We start from the raw sequence: 17,664 nt of genomic DNA, 5'->3' as shown, positions 1-17,664 counted from the left end.
TCCGAGGACCGCCCGCTCCTGCACGTGTGAGGCCTCCGCTTCTCCCTTCCCGGTCCGGTCGGGTTCGGCAAGCGATGCCGTTGTCGGACAATGCGCGTATGACCCGACCGAGAATCCGTGTGGCCGCGTACGTGATCCGGCATCGTTCCGTCCCTGAATTGCTGGTGTTCGACCACATCGGCATGCCGGGGGCCGGTACCCAGGTGCCCGCCGGTGGAGTCGGGCCGGACGAAGAACCGGAACAGGCCGTTCTGCGCGAGGTCGATGAAGAAACCGGGCTGTCGGAGGCCACAGTGGTCCGGAGCATCGCCGTCGAGGACAAGCCGCATCCCGACACGGGACAGCCGCGCAGGACCACCTTCTTCTTCCTCCGCGCGCCGACCGACACACCTGACTCGTGGGAGCACCAGGTCCGGGGAGACGGCGACGACGCCGGCCTCGGCTTCGCCTGTCGTTTCCTTCCGCTGCCTCTGGCACAGCCGTTGGCGGACGAGCAGGACGCCTGGCTCGGCGACATCGATCCGCTCTGGACCACCAAGTCCGGCGGCAGCGACTGACCCGGCCACGATCGCGCTTGTCCGTACAGTCACTTGATCAGGGGACGGCAGCCCGAGCACCCAACCGCGCGGCTGCCGGCCCGGCGTACGGGCTCGATGTGCCGGAGCACATGAGAAGGTGCGACGACGAGCGTGGACCCATACTTCGCCAGGCGGATGCCGAGGGTGTGAGTGGCGTCCCCGCCGGGGCGATCGTCCAACGCGGCGACGCACCGGCCGGCCGGAGCGCAGCGGGTACACCGCACTGTCCCGCATCCGGAATGGCATGTCGGACCCCCTCGGTAGGGTGCGTGGGGTGAGTGACGTTTATGAGCTGGCGATATCGGCCGATCTGCGGGACGAGCTCTCCGAGCAGGAGCTCGCCGAACTGCGCTGGCATCTGGGAATGGGGCCGCAGCCGGAGTGCCTGTCCATCGTGACCCGGTTCCCGGTCGTGGTGGAGGACGAGTCGGGGGACCCGGTGATCGAGGACGAACCTCGTCCGCTGCTCGGCGGCAGCGGTCCGGCCTGGAGGGTGGGAGGTGTGCTCGGCTCGGCGTTGGCCGGCCGTGCCGACCTGCCGCGGAAGGGGTGGTCGCTGACCTCCCGGCAGGAGATCCACCCGGACGAGTTCGACCAGGTCGGCGAGTTGCTCGGCTGGCTGGCCGCGCGGGTTCACGACCCCCACCCGCTCGCGGACGGCGCCGTTGCGATCGGCTGCTTGAGATTCCACGAACACGTGACCCCGGAGACGCTGAAGGCCGCGAACGGGCAGATCGTGTGGCCGTCGTCCTAGCGTCTTCCGCTTCCGCCTGCGCCCTGTGGCGCTCTCGGGGACGGGGCCGGCCCCAGGCGGTGTGATCCGGGCTGCTTCGAGCCCGCAGCGCTGCTCATGCCGGGGCCGGCGGGTGTCGGTCCCCGGGCCACGGATGACAGGCTGGAGTGCGTGATCGATACGGGGGAGGGCAAGGCTCTATGAAGAGGATGCGCAGGATCGCACTGTACGCCGTGGTGCCACTGGTCCTGGTGCTCGCGGCCGGCTACGGCTGGTACCGGATGAGCGACACCGGCAAGCGGTGGAGGTACGAGGAACGGCTCGCCACATACTGCGAGGGGCTGCTGCCGGTCGCCGAGTCCGCCGCCCTGACCTCGTACTCCATCGACCCCGGACTGCCGGGGGATCGTACGGGAGGCGCGGACGACGACCGCTGGGACGAGTGCGGGGTGGCGGACACGAGACTGCTGGTCGCCCTGATTCCGCACGACGCGGTCCGTAACCGCAGTCTCTCCGGCGACCCGCTCTCGATGCTGCGCAATGGGGAGTCCGATCACCTGCCGGTCGCCGTCGGCGGTGGTTGGCGGGGCTACACGGATTTCCGTGACACCGGCGTCGTTCTCAATTGCACCAACAGGCCCGTCTCCCTCGTGGTGGCCGTGCGTGCCGACGAGTCGCACGAGAACAGCACGGAGACCCGGCAGATCGCCCGGCTGGCCACGGCAACCGCCGAACGGGCCGCCGACCGATGGTCGTGCGACGCCCCGCACGGCACCGGTGTGCCGCCCATCCCCACGTCGGCCGACAGCCCGACGCCCGGCAACGCGACGGGCACCTGCGCGGGGATTCCCGTCCCGGGGGACGACTCCGTCGACTGGCACCGCGAGACCACCGCCCCCGGCAACGCGCTCCTGGAAACCTGCGCACTCGGTGAGACCAAGGCGCGGGACGAGGAACTCTACTGGTTCGGCGCCGCGTTCGGCCCGTACGCGCAGCGCCTGCGCACCGCCGACGACGGCCCGGGCAGCTACCACGGCGACGCGGGCACCGACCGCCACAGCGCCTGGGCGAGCGCCGCATGCGGTACGGGCCCGCGCGCCGTGTTCACGGCCAACGACACCGAGTACGCGGCCCCGTCGCGTGGCTACCTCCGCACCGCACTGCGCGCCTTCGCCGAGCGGGCAGCGCAGCGTCATCGCTGCACGGACCTGAAGCTGCCCTCCTGACCGAACGCCCGGGATCCTGGGCTCGGGTACCGGGGCCGGGCGGACAGGGACGTGACCAAAATTGGCCGTGGCATGTCAAGAATCATGGTGATGTGCCTTGTTGCTTCAAGGGGGTCGTGCCTCAATGGGGAAGGCAGCCACCTCTGACGATACGTCAGGTAGATGCTGCGTTCCGGCGCGCACGTCGAATTCGGTGCGTCGGCAGTCCCCCCACATGAAGGGCAATCACCATGAGGCATGGCACACGGCGACTCGCCATCTGTTCCGCCCTTGCCGCGGGCGCTCTCGCGCTCGCGCCCACGGCCGAGGCGGTCACCCCCACCACCGCCACCATTTCCTTCGACTGCGGAGCCTACGGCTCGGGCAGCGCGACCCTCACCGCCACCCAGAGCGGCACGAGCGCGGTCATCAACGTCTCGACGTCCGCCATCACGGCACCGATCAGCGTGGGCGCCAACTCGGTCAAATCGACGCTCACGCTCACCAACAAGGGGGCGGGGACGGTGACTTTCACCGGTAGCTCCAACCCCGCCATCCCCGCCGGAAGCCCGGTGTCCACGGGGCCGCTCAAGGGGACCGTCGCCTCGGGGGACAGCCTGGTGGCCACGTCCCTCAAGGTCGTGGTCTTCGGCATCACCGCGACCTGCAATGCGACCTCCACTCAGTCGCCCGGACCGTTCGTGTTCTGATCCAGGCGCAGTGCAGTGCCGTCGGGCCCGGCCATCGTCCCGTTGAAGGTGACGCGGTCGGTGACGGGCCCGACCTCCGGCCGGACGCGCGGGGCGCGGCCGGCCGTGCCGGTGATGCCGGACGCGTTCGACGGAATCCATGCCCTCCGGGCGCGCGCCTGCGGATGGCGCGTCCCGAAGGCGAGACGGCCCGCGAGCCGGCTCAGGAGAGCCGCAGGTCGATCCAGGGCGCGCTCTCTCCCGGCAGCAGACAGCGCTCGATCCTTCGGCAGCGAACGGAGACCAAGCGGACCGGGAACACCAACCTCACCTGCCACGTGGAGCCGGACCCGCGGCCTGGATTTCGCAGGTGAACGCGCTCACCTTCTCCGCCGCCCTGATCACCTTCGTCTCCGTCGTAGGGCCGCCCAAGGTACTGCTGTCCTTCGCTCACCTCGCGAAACTGCACCCGACTCGCCAACTTCGTACCATCGCTCTGCTGGCCTGCGGCGCGGCGATCTGCATCGGTCTGGTGGCCAGCCTGACTGCTCCACTGCTCCTGGACCTGTTCCACATCAGCACCCCGCACTCCTGCTCGCAGGCGGCATCATCTTCTTCCTCTACGCCGTCGGTCTCGTCCTGGGGAACCGGACCGGATCGGACGCGCCGGACGACGAAACCCCCGACGTGGCCAGCGGCCTGCGTGAACTCCTCGTGCCGTTCGTCGTCAGCCCGCTGGCCATGACAGCACTGCTCATCGAGGCCAATGCGCAGTCGTCCTGGACCTGGCGCTCCACCGTCGCTGGTGCGTACGTGGCGGTGATTCTGCTCGACCTCATCCGCATCCTGGTCCTGGAACGCGTACTGCGCGCCACACACCATGCGACCTTCGAACTGCCCGGCCGGCTCCTCGGGCTGCTGCTCGCCGCGGTCAGCATCGATCTGGTCCTCGACGGCCTGGTGGAACTCGGTGTCGGGCTGAGCGGACGCGGCCACTGAACAGGTCTCCCGGCCTCGCGTCCGCCCAGCCTCAGCCCCTGCCCCTCGGCCGCCCGGCCTCGCCAGGTCACGCCGCCGTACGGGAGCGGTCCTCGTCCGTCCCCCTCCCGTCCACGTCATGGTGGATGGGAGTGCCCGATCCGGTCAGCGGTACACCCGTGCCGCCCCGGCGCGCGGCGACGATCTCCGCCGCGATGGACAGGGCGGTCTCCTCGGGGGTACGGGCGCCGAGGTCGAGGCCTATCGGGGAGTGCAGGCGGGCCAACTCGCGGCTGGTGACACCGACTTCGCGAAGGCGACGATCGCGGTCCTCGTGCGTGCGGCGCGAGCCCATCGCGCCGACGAACGCGACCGGCAGCCGCAGCGCCGTCTCCAGGAGCGGAACGTCGAACTTGGCGTCGTGGGTGAGCACACACAGCACGGTTTGCCCGTCGGTCGTGGTGCGCCGGAGATAGCGGTGCGGCCAGTCGACCACTAGTTCGTCCGCCTCGGGGAAACGGGCGCGCGTCGCGAAGACCGGCCGGGCGTCGCACACGGTCACGTGGTAGCCGAGGAACTTGCCCGCCCGTACGAGCGCCGTCGCGAAGTCCACGGCGCCGAAGACGATCATCCGGGGCGGCGGCACCCTCGACTCCACGAACAGCGTCACGCCGCCCGGGCAGCGCGACCCGTCCTCCGCGATCTCGACGGTGCCGGTGCGGCCGGTGTCCAGCAATGCGCGGGCCTCCTCCGCCGCAGCCCGCGCCAGCTCCGGACGGCCGCCGAGGCTGCCCTCGTACGAGCCGTCGGGGTGTACGAGCAGTGCCCTGCCGAGCAGTTCCACCGGGCCCCGGGCCACCCGGGCCAGGGCCGCCGGTTCACCCCGGTCCGCCGCCGACACCCCGGCCCGGAACACCGGCGCGTCCGCACGCACCGGTGTGACCAGGACCTCGATGACACCGCCGCAGGTGAGCCCCACCGCGAAGGCGTCCTCGTCGTCGTATCCGAATCGCTCGCGTACCGTCCGCCCGTCCTGGAGCGCCTGCACGCACAGCTCGTACACCGCCCCTTCCACGCAACCGCCGGAGACGGAACCGATGGCGGTGCCGTCACCGTCGACGGCCAGGGCGGCGCCGGGACCGCGCGGTGCGCTGCCGCTGACGGCCACGACGGTGGCGACGGCGAAGTCCCGGCCCTCCTCGAACCACCGGTTCAGTTCCTCGGCGATGTCAAGCACTCCCGGCTCCTCCCGCTGCCCGGCGCCGGGCCTCGTCGGCCGCACGCAGGATGCGGTCCGGACGGATCGGCAGGTCCCGGTGGCGTACACCGGTCGCGTGCCACACCGCGTTGGCGATTGCGGCGGCCACGCCCACGATGCCGATCTCGCCGATGCCCTTGATCCCGACCGGGTCGCCCGGGACGGGGTCGTCGACCCAGTCCGCCTCGATGATCGGCACATCGGCGTGCGAAGCGAAGTGGTAGCCGGCGAGGTCGGCGCCGACGTGGCCGCCCGAGACCTGGTCCCGGACGGCCTCCTCGTGGAGCGCCATGGACAGCCCCCAGATCATTCCGCCGATGAACTGGCTACGGGCGGTGAGGGGGTTGACGATGGTGCCCGCGGCGTAGATGCCGAGCAGCCGTCGCACGCGAACTTCACCGGTGTCCGTATCCACCGCGACCTCGGCGAACTGCGCTCCGAAGGAGTGGCGTTCCTTCTTCGTGAGAGCGCCGATGGCCTCGGCCGTGTTCGACCGGGCCGTGATCCCCTCCGGAGGAATGCCGCCGCCCAGGGACAGCCGCTCCCGCAGTTCGTCGGCCGCGACCGTCACGGCCCACGCCCAGGAGCGCGTACCCATCGAACCCCCGGCGATCATCGCCGGGCCGAGGTCGCTGTCCGCGATGCGCACCCGGACACGGTCCGGATCCACCTCCAGTGCGTCCGCGGCCACCAGGGTCATTGCGGTCCGCGCCCCCGTCCCGACGTCCGCCGCGTTGATCCGTACGGTGAAGGTCCCATCGGCCTCCGCGGTCACGGCCGCGGTGGACGGCCCCACCCCCGAGGGGTAGGTGGCCGCCGCCGTGCCCGTTCCGAGCAGCCAGCGACCTTCGCGGCGCAGTCCGGGACGGGGATCGCGGTCCGCCCAGCCGAACCTGCGGGCGCCCTCCTCGAAGCAGGCCAGCACATTGCGGCTGCTGAACGGCAGCCCGGACACCGGACCCGTCGCGGGTTCGTTGCGCACACGCAGCGCGATCGGGTCGATGCCGCACTTCTCGGCCAGCTCGTCGAGGGCCGATTCGAGGGCGAAGGACCCCGGTGCCTCGCCCGGGGCGCGCATCCACGTCGGAGTCGGTACATCGAGCCGCACGAGCCGGTGAAGGGTGTGATGGGCGTCGGCGTCATACATCACCCGCCCCAGCACGGCGCTCGACTCGACGAACTCGTGCACGGTCGACGTGAGGCTCTGGGCCTGGTGGTCGAAGGCACGCAGGCGGCCATCGGCGTCGGCACCGAGCCTGATCCGCTGTGCCGTGGGGCTGCGGTAGCCGATGAGCGAAAACATCTGACGGCGCGTCAGCACAACGCGGACCGGACGATGGAGCACGGTGGTGGCCATCACGGCCGCCACTTGATGCGGGCTCAGGCCCTTCGAGCCGAAGGCGCCCCCGACGTGTTCGGACCGTACGCGCACGGAGGCAGGATCGAGGGAGAAGAGCTGCGCCAGCTCGCTCGCCACCCAGCTGCTGCCCTGGTTGGAGTCGATGACGTCGAGCCGGCCGCCGTCCCAGCGGGCCGTGGCCGCATGCGGCTCCATCGGGTTGTGGTGCTCTTCCGGAGTGGTGTATTCCGCGTCCACGACCACGGCGGAGGCGACGAGGCCGGCCTCCACGTCACCCTTCTCCGTCTCGGCCTGGACCATCGGGGTGTCCTCAGGCGTGTAGGCGTCCGAGCGGCCGGGGCGGAACGCTACATCGTGAGGTTCCTCGTCGTACTGGACCACCAGCGCCTCGGCGGCTTCCCTGGCCTGCTCGGAGGTCTCGGCCACCACCAACGCCACGGGCCAGCCCGCGAAGGGTACGCGATCGTGCTGGAAGAGCCCCACGATCGGGTTCGGGCGCCCCAGCATGCCCATGTAGTCGGTGTCGACGCGCGGAGCGTTCCCGTGGTGCAGCACGGTGAGAACACCCGGCATGGCCAGCACGGGGCCGTCGTCCACGGAACGGATCCGGCCGCGGGCCACGGTCGACAACACCAGCCAGCCGTGGGTGAGTTCGGCGAACGGAACCTCTCCGGAGTAGCGGGCCGCCCCGGTGACCTTGTCGCGCCCCTCCACGCGGGTGCGGGCGGAGCCGACGGCTCCCGTCGCGGCGGCGACCCCGGTCGTCGTGGTCATCGGGAGACCTCCTCGGTGAGCTCGGTCAACGCGGCCACGACGAGGTTGCGCATCAGCGTCACCTTGTAGCCGTTCTCGGAAAGGGGCTCGGCGGCGGCCAGTTCGGCATCCGCCGCCGCGGCGAACGCTTCCGCGTTCGCCGGCCCGCCGGTCAGGGCCTGCTCGGCCACCCGCGCCCGCCAGGGCCTCGACGCGACAGCCCCGAGCGCCAGACGCACTTCGCGTACGACACCGTCCCGGATGTCGAGTGCGGCGGCGATCGAGCCGATCGCGAACGCGTACGAGGCGCGCTCGCGCACCTTCCGGTACCGCGAGTGGGCGGCGACGGGGGCGGGCGGCAGCGTGACGCCGGTGATCAGCGCGCCGGCCGGAAGAGCGGTCTCGATGTGCGGGGTTTCGCCCACGGGCGGATAGAACTCGGAGATCGGCAACTCACCCGGTCCGTCGGCCGTTTCGTACGAGATGACGGCATCGAAGGCGGCGAGCGCGACCGCCATGTCCGAGGCATGGATGGCGATGCAGTGCTCGGAGGCGCCGAGGATCGCGTGGTTGTGGTGTTCACCGTCGACGGCGGGACAACCACTGCCGGGGGAACGCTTGTTGCACGGCTTGCTGATATCGGTGAAGTAGCCGCAGCGGGTCCGCTGGAGAAGATTCCCGCCGACCGTGGCCATGTTGCGCAGCTGCCCGGACGCACCCGCCAGCACGGCCTGTGCCAACGCCGGGTAGTGACGCCGCACCTCGGGGTGGGCCGCGAGATCGCTGTTGGTGACCGTCGCGCCGATGCGCAGTTCGCCACCCTCGGTGAACTCTATTCCGCCGAGAGGGAGTTCACGTACGTCGACGAGCAGCGCGGGCCGCTCCACGCCTGCCTTCATCAGGTCGACGAGATTGGTGCCGCCGCCGATGAGGCGGGCGTCGGGCTCGGAACCGAGCAGGGCGACCGCCCCGGATACGTCGAAGGCTCGTTCGTAGCCGAACTCCCTCATGCCACCGCCTCCTTGTCCCGGGTCCCGGCCGCCTCCGCGGCTTGCGCGACTGCCTGCACGATCGATACATAGGCACCACAGCGACACAGATTGCCACTCATGCGTTCCCGGATCTCCTCGGCGCTGAGTGCGGGTACCCCCGCCTCGGGCCGGACGTCGTCGGTCGCCGCGCTCGGCCAGCCCGCCGCGTGTTCCTCGATCACCGCAATGGCCGAACAGATCTGCCCGGGTGTGCAGTATCCGCACTGGAATCCGTCGAGGTCGAGAAAGGCCTGCTGCACCGGATGGAGCTGTTCACCATCGGCCACGCCCTCGATGGTGGTGATCACGCGCCCCTCGGCCGCGACCGCGAGCTGGAGGCAGGAAACAGCCCGGCGCCCATCGAGCAGCACCGTGCAGGCGCCGCATTGCCCCTGGTCGCAGCCCTTCTTGGAGCCGGTCAGGTCAAGACGTTCGCGCAGGGCGTCGAGCAGGGTGGTGCGATGGTCGACCGGCAGTGTGTACTTCTCGCCATTGATGTTCAGGGTGATGGCACTGGACGTCGATGGAGTCATGATCAGCCTTCTTTCGCATTGCTTATGCGCGTCGAACGAGACGATCCCGGCGGACATTCCGGAAGGGAGAGGGCGATGGGGGTGATTCAACCATTGATGGTGGGCGCAGGTCGGCCACACCGGCCGGATCTGCCGCTATGGTGAATCCAAGCGGACAGCTGTCCGCTTATTGTCGAACCTAGCGGACAGTTGTCCGCTCAGCAAGGCCGGACTTGATCGTGCTTTCCGGGAGGAGGACGGGTGCGGGACGAGAGGAGCGCGCCTCTGCGCCCTGACGCGCAACGGAATCGCGAGCGCATCCTGGAAGTCGCACTGGCCGAGCTGACGCGGGCGGCGGATGCACCGCTGAGCGCGATCGCGAAGAAGGCGGGCGTCGGGCAGGGGACCATCTACCGCAACTTCCCGAACCGCGAGGCTCTCGTCCTGGAGGTGTACCGCTACGAGATGCAGCAGGTGGCCGACACCGCGGTCCAGTTGCTCCGGACCCGCACGCCCGACCAGGCGCTGAGGGAGTGGATGGACCGCCTTGCCCAGTACGCCATGGCCAAGGCCGGCCTGGCCGACGCCCTGCGCAAGTCCACCGGAACGTACGGCAGCCTGGCCCAGTTGGGGCACGGCCCGGTGACGAGGGCGGTCACGGAACTGCTGAACGCGAACGAGCGGGCCGGCACCATCCGTCCGGGGCTGACCCCCGAAGACTTCGTGCTCGCCATCGCCGGGCTCTGGCAGATGGACCCGCAAAGCGACTGGCAGCCGCGCGCGAAGTGCCTTCTGGACCTTGTGATGGATGGCCTGCGAGCGGGAGCCCCTGGATCACCGAGCGAGCCTGAACGCGCCTGACCGCGGCGTCGGTTGCAGGAATCCGGAGGTCCGGAATCCCGGAGATCCGGAGATCCGGGGATTCGCGAAGGTGCGACTGCCGTTCACGGGCGGGGTGTCCCGGTCGGTGTGTGTGATCAGAAGCTCATGCCGTATCCCAGCTCCTCCGCGGCGATGCACCAGAAGGAATGAGCATCACAGCCGATGGAGCCCGGTCCGGTGACCGCGCGAGATGTCACCGATGCCCCCACACATTCGGGCGGTGCGTAGGGTGCGGGGATGATTGACGTACCAGGGGCATTCGCACGGAGCACGATCGAGCGCGAGGGGGAACCGGGTGCCGCATGGCTGGCCGAGCTGCCCGGTGTGGTGGAGGAGCTGCTGGGCCGCTGGGAATGCGTCCTGGACGGCGAGGTCATGCACGGGGGCGTCGGGGTCATCGTTCCGGTGCGCCGGCGGGCGGAGGGCGCCGTGGTGAAGGTGTCGTTCCCCCATCCCGGCAATGTGCATGAGCCGGACGCGTTTGCGGTCTGGGAGGGACGCGGGGCCGTGCTGCTGCACGAGCGTGACGACGAGCACTTCGCCATGCTCCTGGAGCGAGCCCGGTCGTCCACCCTGGCGGAGCTCGAAGGGGGCGATGAGGCCGTGAGGATCGCAGGGAGGATCAGCCATCGACTGGCCGTCCCCGCGCCGCCCGGACTGCCCCGGCTCCGGGAGCAGGCCGGTGTCTGGGAGGCCGAACTCCGCCAGGACGCGACGGAACTGACGCACGCACTGTCCCCATACGTGGTGGATGCCGCCCTGGCGACAGCCCGGGAGCTCGGCCGCGATCAGCCGGACACCCTCATCCACGGTGACCTGCATGCCCGTAACATCCTGCGCGCCGACCGTGAGCCGTGGCTGGCCGTCGACCCCAAGGGGTACGCGGGAGACCCCGCGTACGACGCCGGAACTCTGCTCAAGTCGTGGGCGCTGACTCTCATCGAGACGAGCGACCTGCGTAAGGCGCTGCATCGAACCTTGCAGGTCTTCGCAGAGGCGGCCGAAGTCGACCGCGAACGCGCCCGGCGCTGGGCCCAGTTCCATGCCGTCCGGGCCGCCTTCTGGGGGCGCCGCCATGGCTTTCGCAGAGCGCGCGGAGGGCCCGGACTGGACTTGCTCACTCGATTTGCCGACACCATGGCGGAGTTGCTCACCACAGAGGCCTGGCGTGGTGGCACATGAGCGCGGCAATCACCGCCGTCGGGCCGGCGCTTGTCGGATACCGTGTGACCTACCTGAACAGTCTGCGGCTGACACAACGCCAGGAGCGACTGGCCCGGGTCAACCGGCGACACGAGTACTGGCGTGAACGTCGAGACGATCGGCCCTCCCCGCATGGCCTGTCGGTGCGAAGGTCTACGTTGGCGGTGTGACCGAACCTTCCTACCTGACCGCAGTCCGGGAGTCGTACGATACCGTCGCCGCCGACTACGCGGAGTACGTACCCGATCCCGTCGAACTGGATCCCCTGTCGCGCGCGATGTTGACCGCATTCGCCGAGCTCGTGCGCACCGCCGACCGAGGGGCCGTCGCGGACCTCGGCTGCGGCGCCGGCAAGGTGACGGCCCACCTTGCCGGGCTCGGGGTGCGTGCGTTCGGTATCGACGTGTCGCCGAAGATGATCGGCCTGGCACGCGCGGCGCATCCAGGTCTGCGGTTCACCGTGGGCTCGATGACCGCGCTGGACCTCGCCGACGACGAGCTCGGCGGGATCCTGGCCTACTACTCCACTCACCACACGCCGCCGGAGCTGCTCCCCGCGGTGTTCGCCGAATTCCACCGCACCCTGGCACCCGGTGGGCATCTGATGGTCGTCGGCCGGGTGGGGAACGGCGAACGTCGGCGTGTGAGGAGCGCCTACGGCGACCACTGCGCGTACTTCGAGTCCTACCTGCTGCCGGCAGACCGCATCGCCGAACTCTTGGGCCGGGCAGGGCTGGTGGTGACCAACCGACTGGTCGATGAGCCTGTCGAAGAAGGGAAGAGAGCGATCGTCAGTTTCTTGGCCCACAAGCCGGACGAAGCTCCGGACGGCCAGAAGCTCCGACCCGCCCCACCGATGTAACTTTAGTTGCGGAACGAGTGCGCGGTAACTAGAGTTACCGACATGACGCTGCCTGAGATCACGACCGCGGAACAGACAGTCCTCGACAAGGCTCTTCTCGACGCCCTCAACCCGCTCGCCTCGGCCATGCGTGCCCGGGCGACCGGCCTCCCTGAAGAGCGCATGTGGGATGCCGACCCCGTTGGCGTCACGCTGTCGATCCTCACCACCTGGAAGGTGGTGGACGCGGAGGTCAAGCGGCTGACGGCAATCGCGGCAAGGACTGCCGGCTCCTACGGCGCGAGCTACGAGCAGTTGGGCGCTGCCTGGGGTATCACCCGGCAGGGTGCTCGCAAGAAGTGGCCCGATGCCATCGACAGGTCACTCCCTGCCGAATCGGAGCCGAGCGTCATCGAGCTGTGCGGTGGCAGCGCCGAACTGTCCCGGGACCCGTCGTCCGGCGGATGGCGGTGGGTCGGCCAGGGAGCCGATGGGACGCGGGACGAGGCCGGCAGCACCCAGTACTACGCAACGAAGGAGGAGGCGGCCGCGCACGCGGGTGCCTTTCTGCGTGAGCACGTCGCCGAGCACGGCTAGGGTCCGCGTGGCGGTCGACCTTCTGGGACCGGCCGGGCGAAGAGCCTCCTTGATGCTCCGAGGAGTGTCGTGCCGGACCGGGCCATGAGCCGGGCGAGCGCGCTCCGTGCGGTCAGGCGTCCCAGGCGCGAGGGCGGTTCAGTTCCTCCCATTCGGGACGCAGCAGCGAGAACACGGCGAGGTCGTGGCGGCGGCCGTGATGGAAACAGGCGGCGCGGCTGGTGCCTTCGCGTACGAAGCCGGATTTGGCGAGGACGGCGAGAGCAGGGGCGTTGCCTGTGTGGGTCTCTGCCGTGAGGCGGTGCATCGGCAGTTCGCCGAACGCCAGGTCCACCAGAGCATCGAGGGCGTCGGCGCCGTGGCCGTGCCCACGATGCTGAGCAGCCAGCATCAGCTCGACCTGTGCCGTGCCGTTGACGATGTTCTGGCCGGTCAGTGCGATGTGACCGATAGGGGTGCGGTCGGGGAGCAGGACGAGGAAGTCGTCACGATCGTCGTCATCGCTGTCGCGCGCGATGCGCTCCCGTGTCGCGGTGAGGGAGCGCGGCCAGATGCCGATCTCATAGGCGGTCACCGGGTCGGATCGCCAACCGTGCAGGAGTTCGGCGTCGTCCATGTCGACTGCCGCGAGACCGACAGCCTCGGCACGCCGGGCAAGCTCCCTCTCAGCCCCTGGTTCATGCTCGTTGCCGACGATCCCGGTGTCTTCGATCATGGGCGGATGCTATGGGCGCCGCCAAGTCGCGGCCAATGGCTTTTTCTGCCCACCGGCCCGGCGCTGCCAGTCCTCCGTCCTTCGGAAGGCGACGCCGTTGACCGTGAAAGTGCTGGTCCGAAGTCTCGTGGCGAGCTTGTCAGTGGCGTGGTGCATGATCGGGACGATGGCTCTTCGAAGGAGATGGGGCACCATGCCGATCACGAACCAGAAGGTGACCGAGTACGCCTTTCTGCAACCCCTGTACGCGGACGACTACTTTCCGGATCACGTCGTCGACAAGGGCAGGGCGATCCTGCTGAGGCTGTGCGAGCGGATCGAGGCGGAGCAGCCGGCTGATCTGCAGGCTCTGTACGTGCTGACGGAGGCGGCGACAGAGCAGTTCAATCTGCTGGAGGCCGAGTTCGAGGCGGCAGGCAGTGAGATCGAGACCGTTGCGCGAGAGGAGATAGGCGAGGACTTCTGGTTCGTGGCCTCGGCTTACGGATTCTCGGACGCAGACCCGGAGGAGCTGATCGCCGCCAGGGAATGGTGAGGACGCACGCAGGACCGCGGCACCCGTGCTTGCCGGCCCTCGAAGGGGGTCCCACCACAGCCAGGGGCTTCTTCGCATCTGCCGCCGACGAACTCCTGCGCAGCAGACTTGCCGTGGACTCCGTCCGAAGAGCCGGATCTAGCGGGAGGGGGAGCGGGGTCCGCCGTCCGACGGGACGTGCTTGGCCGGCATCGTGACCCAGAAGCGGTGGACAGCCCAACCGGCGCCCACCGCCAGGGCCGTCCAGATGAGGACTTCGGCCAGAGCGGTTTCCTGTGTGAAGGTCGGACCCGGCCGGGGCGGCAGCGCAATCATCTGCGCGGCGCCGCCCACGGGCACCGTCAGCCCGGCGAGCAGGCCGGTCACGCCGGGCCGTTCGATGGCCGCACCCACCACACCGAGGACGGTTCCGAACAGCACGCTCGCCGCCCACCACATGAGCAACTCCGGCCAGTACAAGGCGAGGGGTTCGTCCCGGAGCAACGCGTCCATCGGGTAGTACGCCCCTGTGGCCGCCATCAGCGCAAGCGCCGCGGTCACGGCGCCCCGAGTCCATGGCCCCGCCAATCGCCCCACCACCACGGCCAGCGCCGCCCACGCCCAGCCGAGACCCACGAGGAGACTGAGCACCTTGGCGATACTTGCCCAGACAGTGCCTGCCAGTGGGGCGCCGAGTATCGAGTACGGGGACGAGAGGGCATTGGCGAGCGAGGTGACCGCACCGAACCCGGCCCCTGTCACGAGGCCCAGAACCGTGATCTTCATCCCATGAGCATACTCAGTATGTCGGTGGTGCCCTGTCGGTGAACTCCTTGCCCTGGCCGCAGTCCCTCTCCCCATCCTTCTGGCATGGACGCACTGGCCGTTCGGCTGTCGGGACTGTACTCGTACACCGAAGACTCGATCAGTGTCGTCGCGTGCTGCGACACACTCGTGCACCGACGCGGCCGTGGACCGCGCACTACGGCTGCTGGGCTTCGCCGCCGACCTGCCGGCCCACGCCATCGCCGCACGCTCGCGACTTCCGCTCGACCGGATCGGCGGCCTGGTCTGTCCGGCCCGCCCGGTGAAGGCGGCACCGCTCCGCGACGTGGGCGTCATTCCGGCCGCCGCCATCGACCCGGGCCGTCTTCCCACAGGCGTACGTGCGAGCATCGGCACCGCCGAAAGTCCCAGCCGGTCGTGGCGGGAAGCCCGCACGGCTCTTCGCTTCACCACCCCGCGCGAACCCGTCATTCACTACGACGACCTGGGCGCGCTGACGTTGCCGTCCGCCAAACCCGACGACGTCTCGCGCGACAACACCGACATGGCCGTGATCGCCCGGGTGACCGACGGCCCCGGCCGCACGGAAGACCTGGGGACCCCGGACACCGTTGTACGACGTTGCCACTCGGCCTCTCATCGGGCCAGCCAGTGGGCCTGTGTGGTCCAGCCGAGGAGACGGCGTCCCTCGCCCGCTTCCGGCGAGCCGCCTGCTGCGGCCTGGCGCAGGCCGGTCAGCGCCGGAGCGAGCCGGACCGCGACATGAGCGCGATGGCGGGCCGTCTCCTCGTCCAGGCCCGCGATCACCCGGGCCTGTTCCGCAGGACCGCAGAGCGACAGGTGGAACACCATCTGACGCCATGCGTACGCCGCGTCCTTGACCATCGGCAGTGGTCGCGGATTTCCTTGCGTCCGGGCGGTCGTCAGACACACGGTGGTGAACGAGCGCCGGGCCAGGTCCGCCCACCCAGGTTCGGGACTGATGCCGACCCGGCCGACCAGGGTGGCCAGATTGTGCGTGGTGAGGATCTGGGCCTGCTCGATGACCTTGCCGTTGGCCGCTACGGACCGGGTCTGCCCGTCCGACTCACCGGCCCGCGCCGCGCACAGCTTCGCGAATCCGGGCGAGGTGCGTGCCCGATGGGTACGGCGCAGCGACTGGCTCGCCTCGGTGATCGCGAGGTTGCGGACCGCGGCGTAGTCGATGCCGTAGTAGCGCTCGTACAGAGTGCCGCCGAGCAGTTCGGCGGCGACCCGCGCCGCAGCGAGGAACTTCGGCGTGAAGGTGCCCATGAAGATGTCCGAGGCGAGTTCCTCGACGAACGGAGCGCCGGCATCGGCCTGTCGGGCGAGCACGCCGAGCTCCCGGACCAGCGGGTTGGGCAGGAGCGTGCCGGGGAAGGCCTGCACGGCCAGTTCGCCGAGCTGACGCAACGCGATGTGCGCAACTTCCTCCTGTCCCTGATCGTCGGCGCGGTATTCGGCCACCGCCCCCACCCAGGGCAGCTCCTCCGTCCGCACCTGCCGGGCGAGGTCGAGCAGAAGCAGCGAGCGGCGGTTGCGGAACGCCCGGTAGTTCGCGGCCATCAGGGTGCGCAGCTGCTGGTCCTGATAGGCCTGAGAATCGGTTGCGGCGACCAGTTGCGGAACGAGTTCGGCCAGGACTTCGGCCGAGGGCACCACGCCACGTTCCACAAGCGTGCTGATGGGAGCACTCAGTGCCGCCTCCACGACGTGTCGCACCGCGACCGGGATCGCCGCCCCCGTCGGCAATCCCGTCTCGGCGGCCTCGCGGGGCGAGACGCCCGAGACCAGTGGTGCCACATCGGCCGCACCGGTCTGCTGAGGTAGTCCGGAGAGTCGGCGGAGAACGAGTTGGGCCAGTGCGTGGTGCGAGGGCCGGGCAGCCTGCCCCGCCTGACGGGCACGCAACTCGCTGTGCTGTACGGAGCCGGGACGACCGCGCCGTCGAACCATCGACTCCACCGCGTGCCGCAGCAGCCCGATCCGACGGGCGTCCAGCGGCCGGCCTGCGACGGTTTCCTCCAGGGCGCCGCGCAGGATGCCCAGGTTCTCCTTCGGGTCACGGTGCTTGGTACAGCGTGTGTGGGCCGCGGCGAGGACCCGGTAGCGGCGCAGGAGCAGCTCGCCGCGCTCCTGCCATGTGTCGTCGGGTATGCGGTCCAGCACGCGGCCGGTCCCGGCTGTCTCCAGCCAGTGGGTGAGCAGTTCGTCGCCGAACGGCTGCCAGATGGTGAGGGCCTCGCGCTGGGTCTCCACCGCGGAGTTGAGGCGTCGGGCGGACAAGGACGCCCCGACGTCGCCGACCGTGCGCCGGTGCACCGCCCGGACGTCGGGCGCAGGCAGGGCGGACGGCCGCGGCATGAAGCGGAGCCGGTCGGCCCACGGTTCCAGGATCTCGACGAGATCCAGCGCACCGGCCACGTCCCCGGCTCGCACCAGCCACGCCACGACCAGCAGCGCGGCCTCCTCGGGCACCAGGATCTCGTAACGTCCGCTGTCGAGCAGCGAGTACAGCCGCGCGAGGCCCGGTTCGGTGAGGCAGTATGCGAACAGTGCCCGACGCTCGGCGGGTACCCCCGCCAGGGACGCGGCCTCGTGTTCGTACGGCTGGAGCGGGCCCTCGGCTCGCGCCGCGGAGGTGGCGAAGCCGCCTCGTACGACTTCCGGGGTCACCCAGGCGGGCAGTCCCGCCACGGGGGTGCGTGAGCCGATGGTCAGGCGGCCGTCTGCCATTCCGGAGAGGACAGCCTTCCAACGCTCGATGCGCTCCGCCGCGCGGGTCCGGGTGGCGGATTCACCATGGGTCAGCCAGGTCAGAAAAGCCTGGTTCCGCATGGCCTCGGGAAAGGCCGTGGAGTTCGTGGACCCTGCGGATTGCTGCTGCTCAGCGTATTCGTTCATAAGCCGACGTGGCAGGTTCTGCCCCTGCGCCCTCCGGGTCCAGAGCCCGGTGCTCTGCTACTGAGCTACACGTCGATGGACGTGAGGCTAGATGTCCGGCAGAA

17 protein-coding genes and 1 tRNA gene are annotated in these 17,664 nt (G+C 69.8%); 10 read left to right on the top strand and 8 right to left on the bottom strand.

Annotation, left to right across the window (positions count from 1 at the left end):
- Positions 1-98: 98 nt before the first annotated feature.
- The 5 genes from ACWCPY_RS20360 to ACWCPY_RS20340 all read left to right on the top strand — a co-directional run bounded on the left by ACWCPY_RS20360 (position 99) and on the right by ACWCPY_RS20340 (position 4,204).
- Complete coding sequence (locus ACWCPY_RS20360) at positions 99-557, top strand: NUDIX hydrolase (protein ID WP_451266823.1); 459 nt, start codon at positions 99-101, stop codon at positions 555-557.
- A 295-nt stretch (positions 558-852) separates the two neighbouring features.
- Positions 853-1,332: a hypothetical protein gene (locus ACWCPY_RS20355; protein WP_451266821.1), complete on the top strand. Its 480-nt coding sequence runs from the start codon at positions 853-855 to the stop codon at positions 1,330-1,332.
- A gap of 188 nt (positions 1,333-1,520) precedes the next feature.
- Positions 1,521-2,537, top strand: a complete 1,017-nt coding sequence (locus ACWCPY_RS20350; RefSeq protein WP_451266819.1) for a hypothetical protein — start codon at positions 1,521-1,523, stop codon at positions 2,535-2,537.
- A 230-nt stretch (positions 2,538-2,767) separates the two neighbouring features.
- Positions 2,768-3,226, top strand: a complete 459-nt coding sequence (locus ACWCPY_RS20345; RefSeq protein WP_451266817.1) for a hypothetical protein — start codon at positions 2,768-2,770, stop codon at positions 3,224-3,226.
- A 114-nt stretch (positions 3,227-3,340) separates the two neighbouring features.
- Positions 3,341-4,204 carry a MarC family protein gene (locus ACWCPY_RS20340; RefSeq protein WP_451266815.1) on the top strand — a complete coding sequence of 288 codons (864 nt, stop codon included), beginning with the start codon at positions 3,341-3,343 and terminating at the stop codon, positions 4,202-4,204.
- 67 nt (positions 4,205-4,271) lie between these two features.
- Here the strand turns inward: ACWCPY_RS20340 and ACWCPY_RS20335 are convergent, their stop codons facing one another.
- The 4 genes from ACWCPY_RS20335 to ACWCPY_RS20320 are packed head-to-tail and all read right to left on the bottom strand — an operon-like array spanning position 4,272 to position 9,118.
- The gene (locus ACWCPY_RS20335; RefSeq protein WP_451266813.1) at positions 4,272-5,420 is read right to left on the bottom strand and encodes an XdhC family protein; all 1,149 of its coding nucleotides are present in this window, start codon (positions 5,418-5,420) and stop codon (positions 4,272-4,274) included.
- Entirely contained in the window at positions 5,413-7,575 is a 2,163-nt protein-coding gene (locus ACWCPY_RS20330; protein WP_451266811.1) for a xanthine dehydrogenase family protein molybdopterin-binding subunit, read from the bottom strand. Before ACWCPY_RS20330 ends, ACWCPY_RS20335 begins: the two co-directional genes overlap by 8 nt.
- Positions 7,572-8,564: an FAD binding domain-containing protein gene (locus ACWCPY_RS20325; protein ID WP_451266809.1), complete on the bottom strand. Its 993-nt coding sequence runs from the start codon at positions 8,562-8,564 to the stop codon at positions 7,572-7,574. Before ACWCPY_RS20325 ends, ACWCPY_RS20330 begins: the two co-directional genes overlap by 4 nt.
- A complete protein-coding gene (locus ACWCPY_RS20320; protein ID WP_451266973.1) occupies positions 8,561-9,118 on the bottom strand; it encodes a (2Fe-2S)-binding protein in 558 nt (185 codons plus the stop codon). Before ACWCPY_RS20320 ends, ACWCPY_RS20325 begins: the two co-directional genes overlap by 4 nt.
- 240 nt (positions 9,119-9,358) lie before the next feature.
- Between ACWCPY_RS20320 and ACWCPY_RS20315 the strand changes: the two genes are divergently transcribed.
- From ACWCPY_RS20315 to ACWCPY_RS20300, 4 genes are all read left to right on the top strand, one after another.
- Complete coding sequence (locus ACWCPY_RS20315; protein WP_451266807.1) at positions 9,359-9,958, top strand: TetR/AcrR family transcriptional regulator; 600 nt, start codon at positions 9,359-9,361, stop codon at positions 9,956-9,958.
- 258 nt (positions 9,959-10,216) lie between these two features.
- Positions 10,217-11,161, top strand: coding sequence for an aminoglycoside phosphotransferase family protein (locus tag ACWCPY_RS20310; RefSeq protein ID WP_451266805.1), 945 nt, complete (start codon positions 10,217-10,219; stop codon positions 11,159-11,161).
- 187 nt (positions 11,162-11,348) lie between these two features.
- On the top strand, positions 11,349-12,044 hold the full coding sequence (locus ACWCPY_RS20305; protein ID WP_451266803.1) for a class I SAM-dependent methyltransferase: 696 nt from the start codon (positions 11,349-11,351) through the stop codon (positions 12,042-12,044).
- Positions 12,045-12,086: 42 nt separating this feature from the next.
- On the top strand, positions 12,087-12,620 hold the full coding sequence (locus tag ACWCPY_RS20300) for a hypothetical protein (protein WP_451266801.1): 534 nt from the start codon (positions 12,087-12,089) through the stop codon (positions 12,618-12,620).
- A gap of 112 nt (positions 12,621-12,732) precedes the next feature.
- Here ACWCPY_RS20300 and ACWCPY_RS20295 read toward each other — a convergent pair whose 3' ends face one another.
- Complete coding sequence (locus ACWCPY_RS20295; RefSeq protein ID WP_451266799.1) at positions 12,733-13,335, bottom strand: GNAT family N-acetyltransferase; 603 nt, start codon at positions 13,333-13,335, stop codon at positions 12,733-12,735.
- Between the two features lie 193 nt (positions 13,336-13,528).
- On the opposite strand from ACWCPY_RS20295, the gene ACWCPY_RS20290 reads away from it, so the two are divergent.
- Positions 13,529-13,870 (top strand): DUF5713 family protein, encoded by a 342-nt coding sequence (locus tag ACWCPY_RS20290; protein ID WP_451266797.1) that lies wholly within the window; start codon positions 13,529-13,531, stop codon positions 13,868-13,870.
- A gap of 138 nt (positions 13,871-14,008) precedes the next feature.
- Here the strand turns inward: ACWCPY_RS20290 and ACWCPY_RS20285 are convergent, their stop codons facing one another.
- From ACWCPY_RS20285 to ACWCPY_RS20275, 3 genes are all read right to left on the bottom strand, one after another.
- Positions 14,009-14,635, bottom strand: coding sequence for a hypothetical protein (locus tag ACWCPY_RS20285; protein ID WP_451266795.1), 627 nt, complete (start codon positions 14,633-14,635; stop codon positions 14,009-14,011).
- Positions 14,636-15,271: 636 nt separating this feature from the next.
- On the bottom strand, positions 15,272-17,560 hold the full coding sequence (locus ACWCPY_RS20280) for a hypothetical protein (RefSeq protein WP_451266793.1): 2,289 nt from the start codon (positions 17,558-17,560) through the stop codon (positions 15,272-15,274).
- A 3-nt stretch (positions 17,561-17,563) separates the two neighbouring features.
- Positions 17,564-17,635 (bottom strand) — tRNA-Gln (locus tag ACWCPY_RS20275).
- Positions 17,636-17,664 lie beyond the last annotated feature (29 nt).

This window comes from Streptomyces sp. NPDC002403 (genome assembly GCF_053593015.1).
This window is presented reverse-complemented; position numbering and strand designations above follow the sequence as displayed.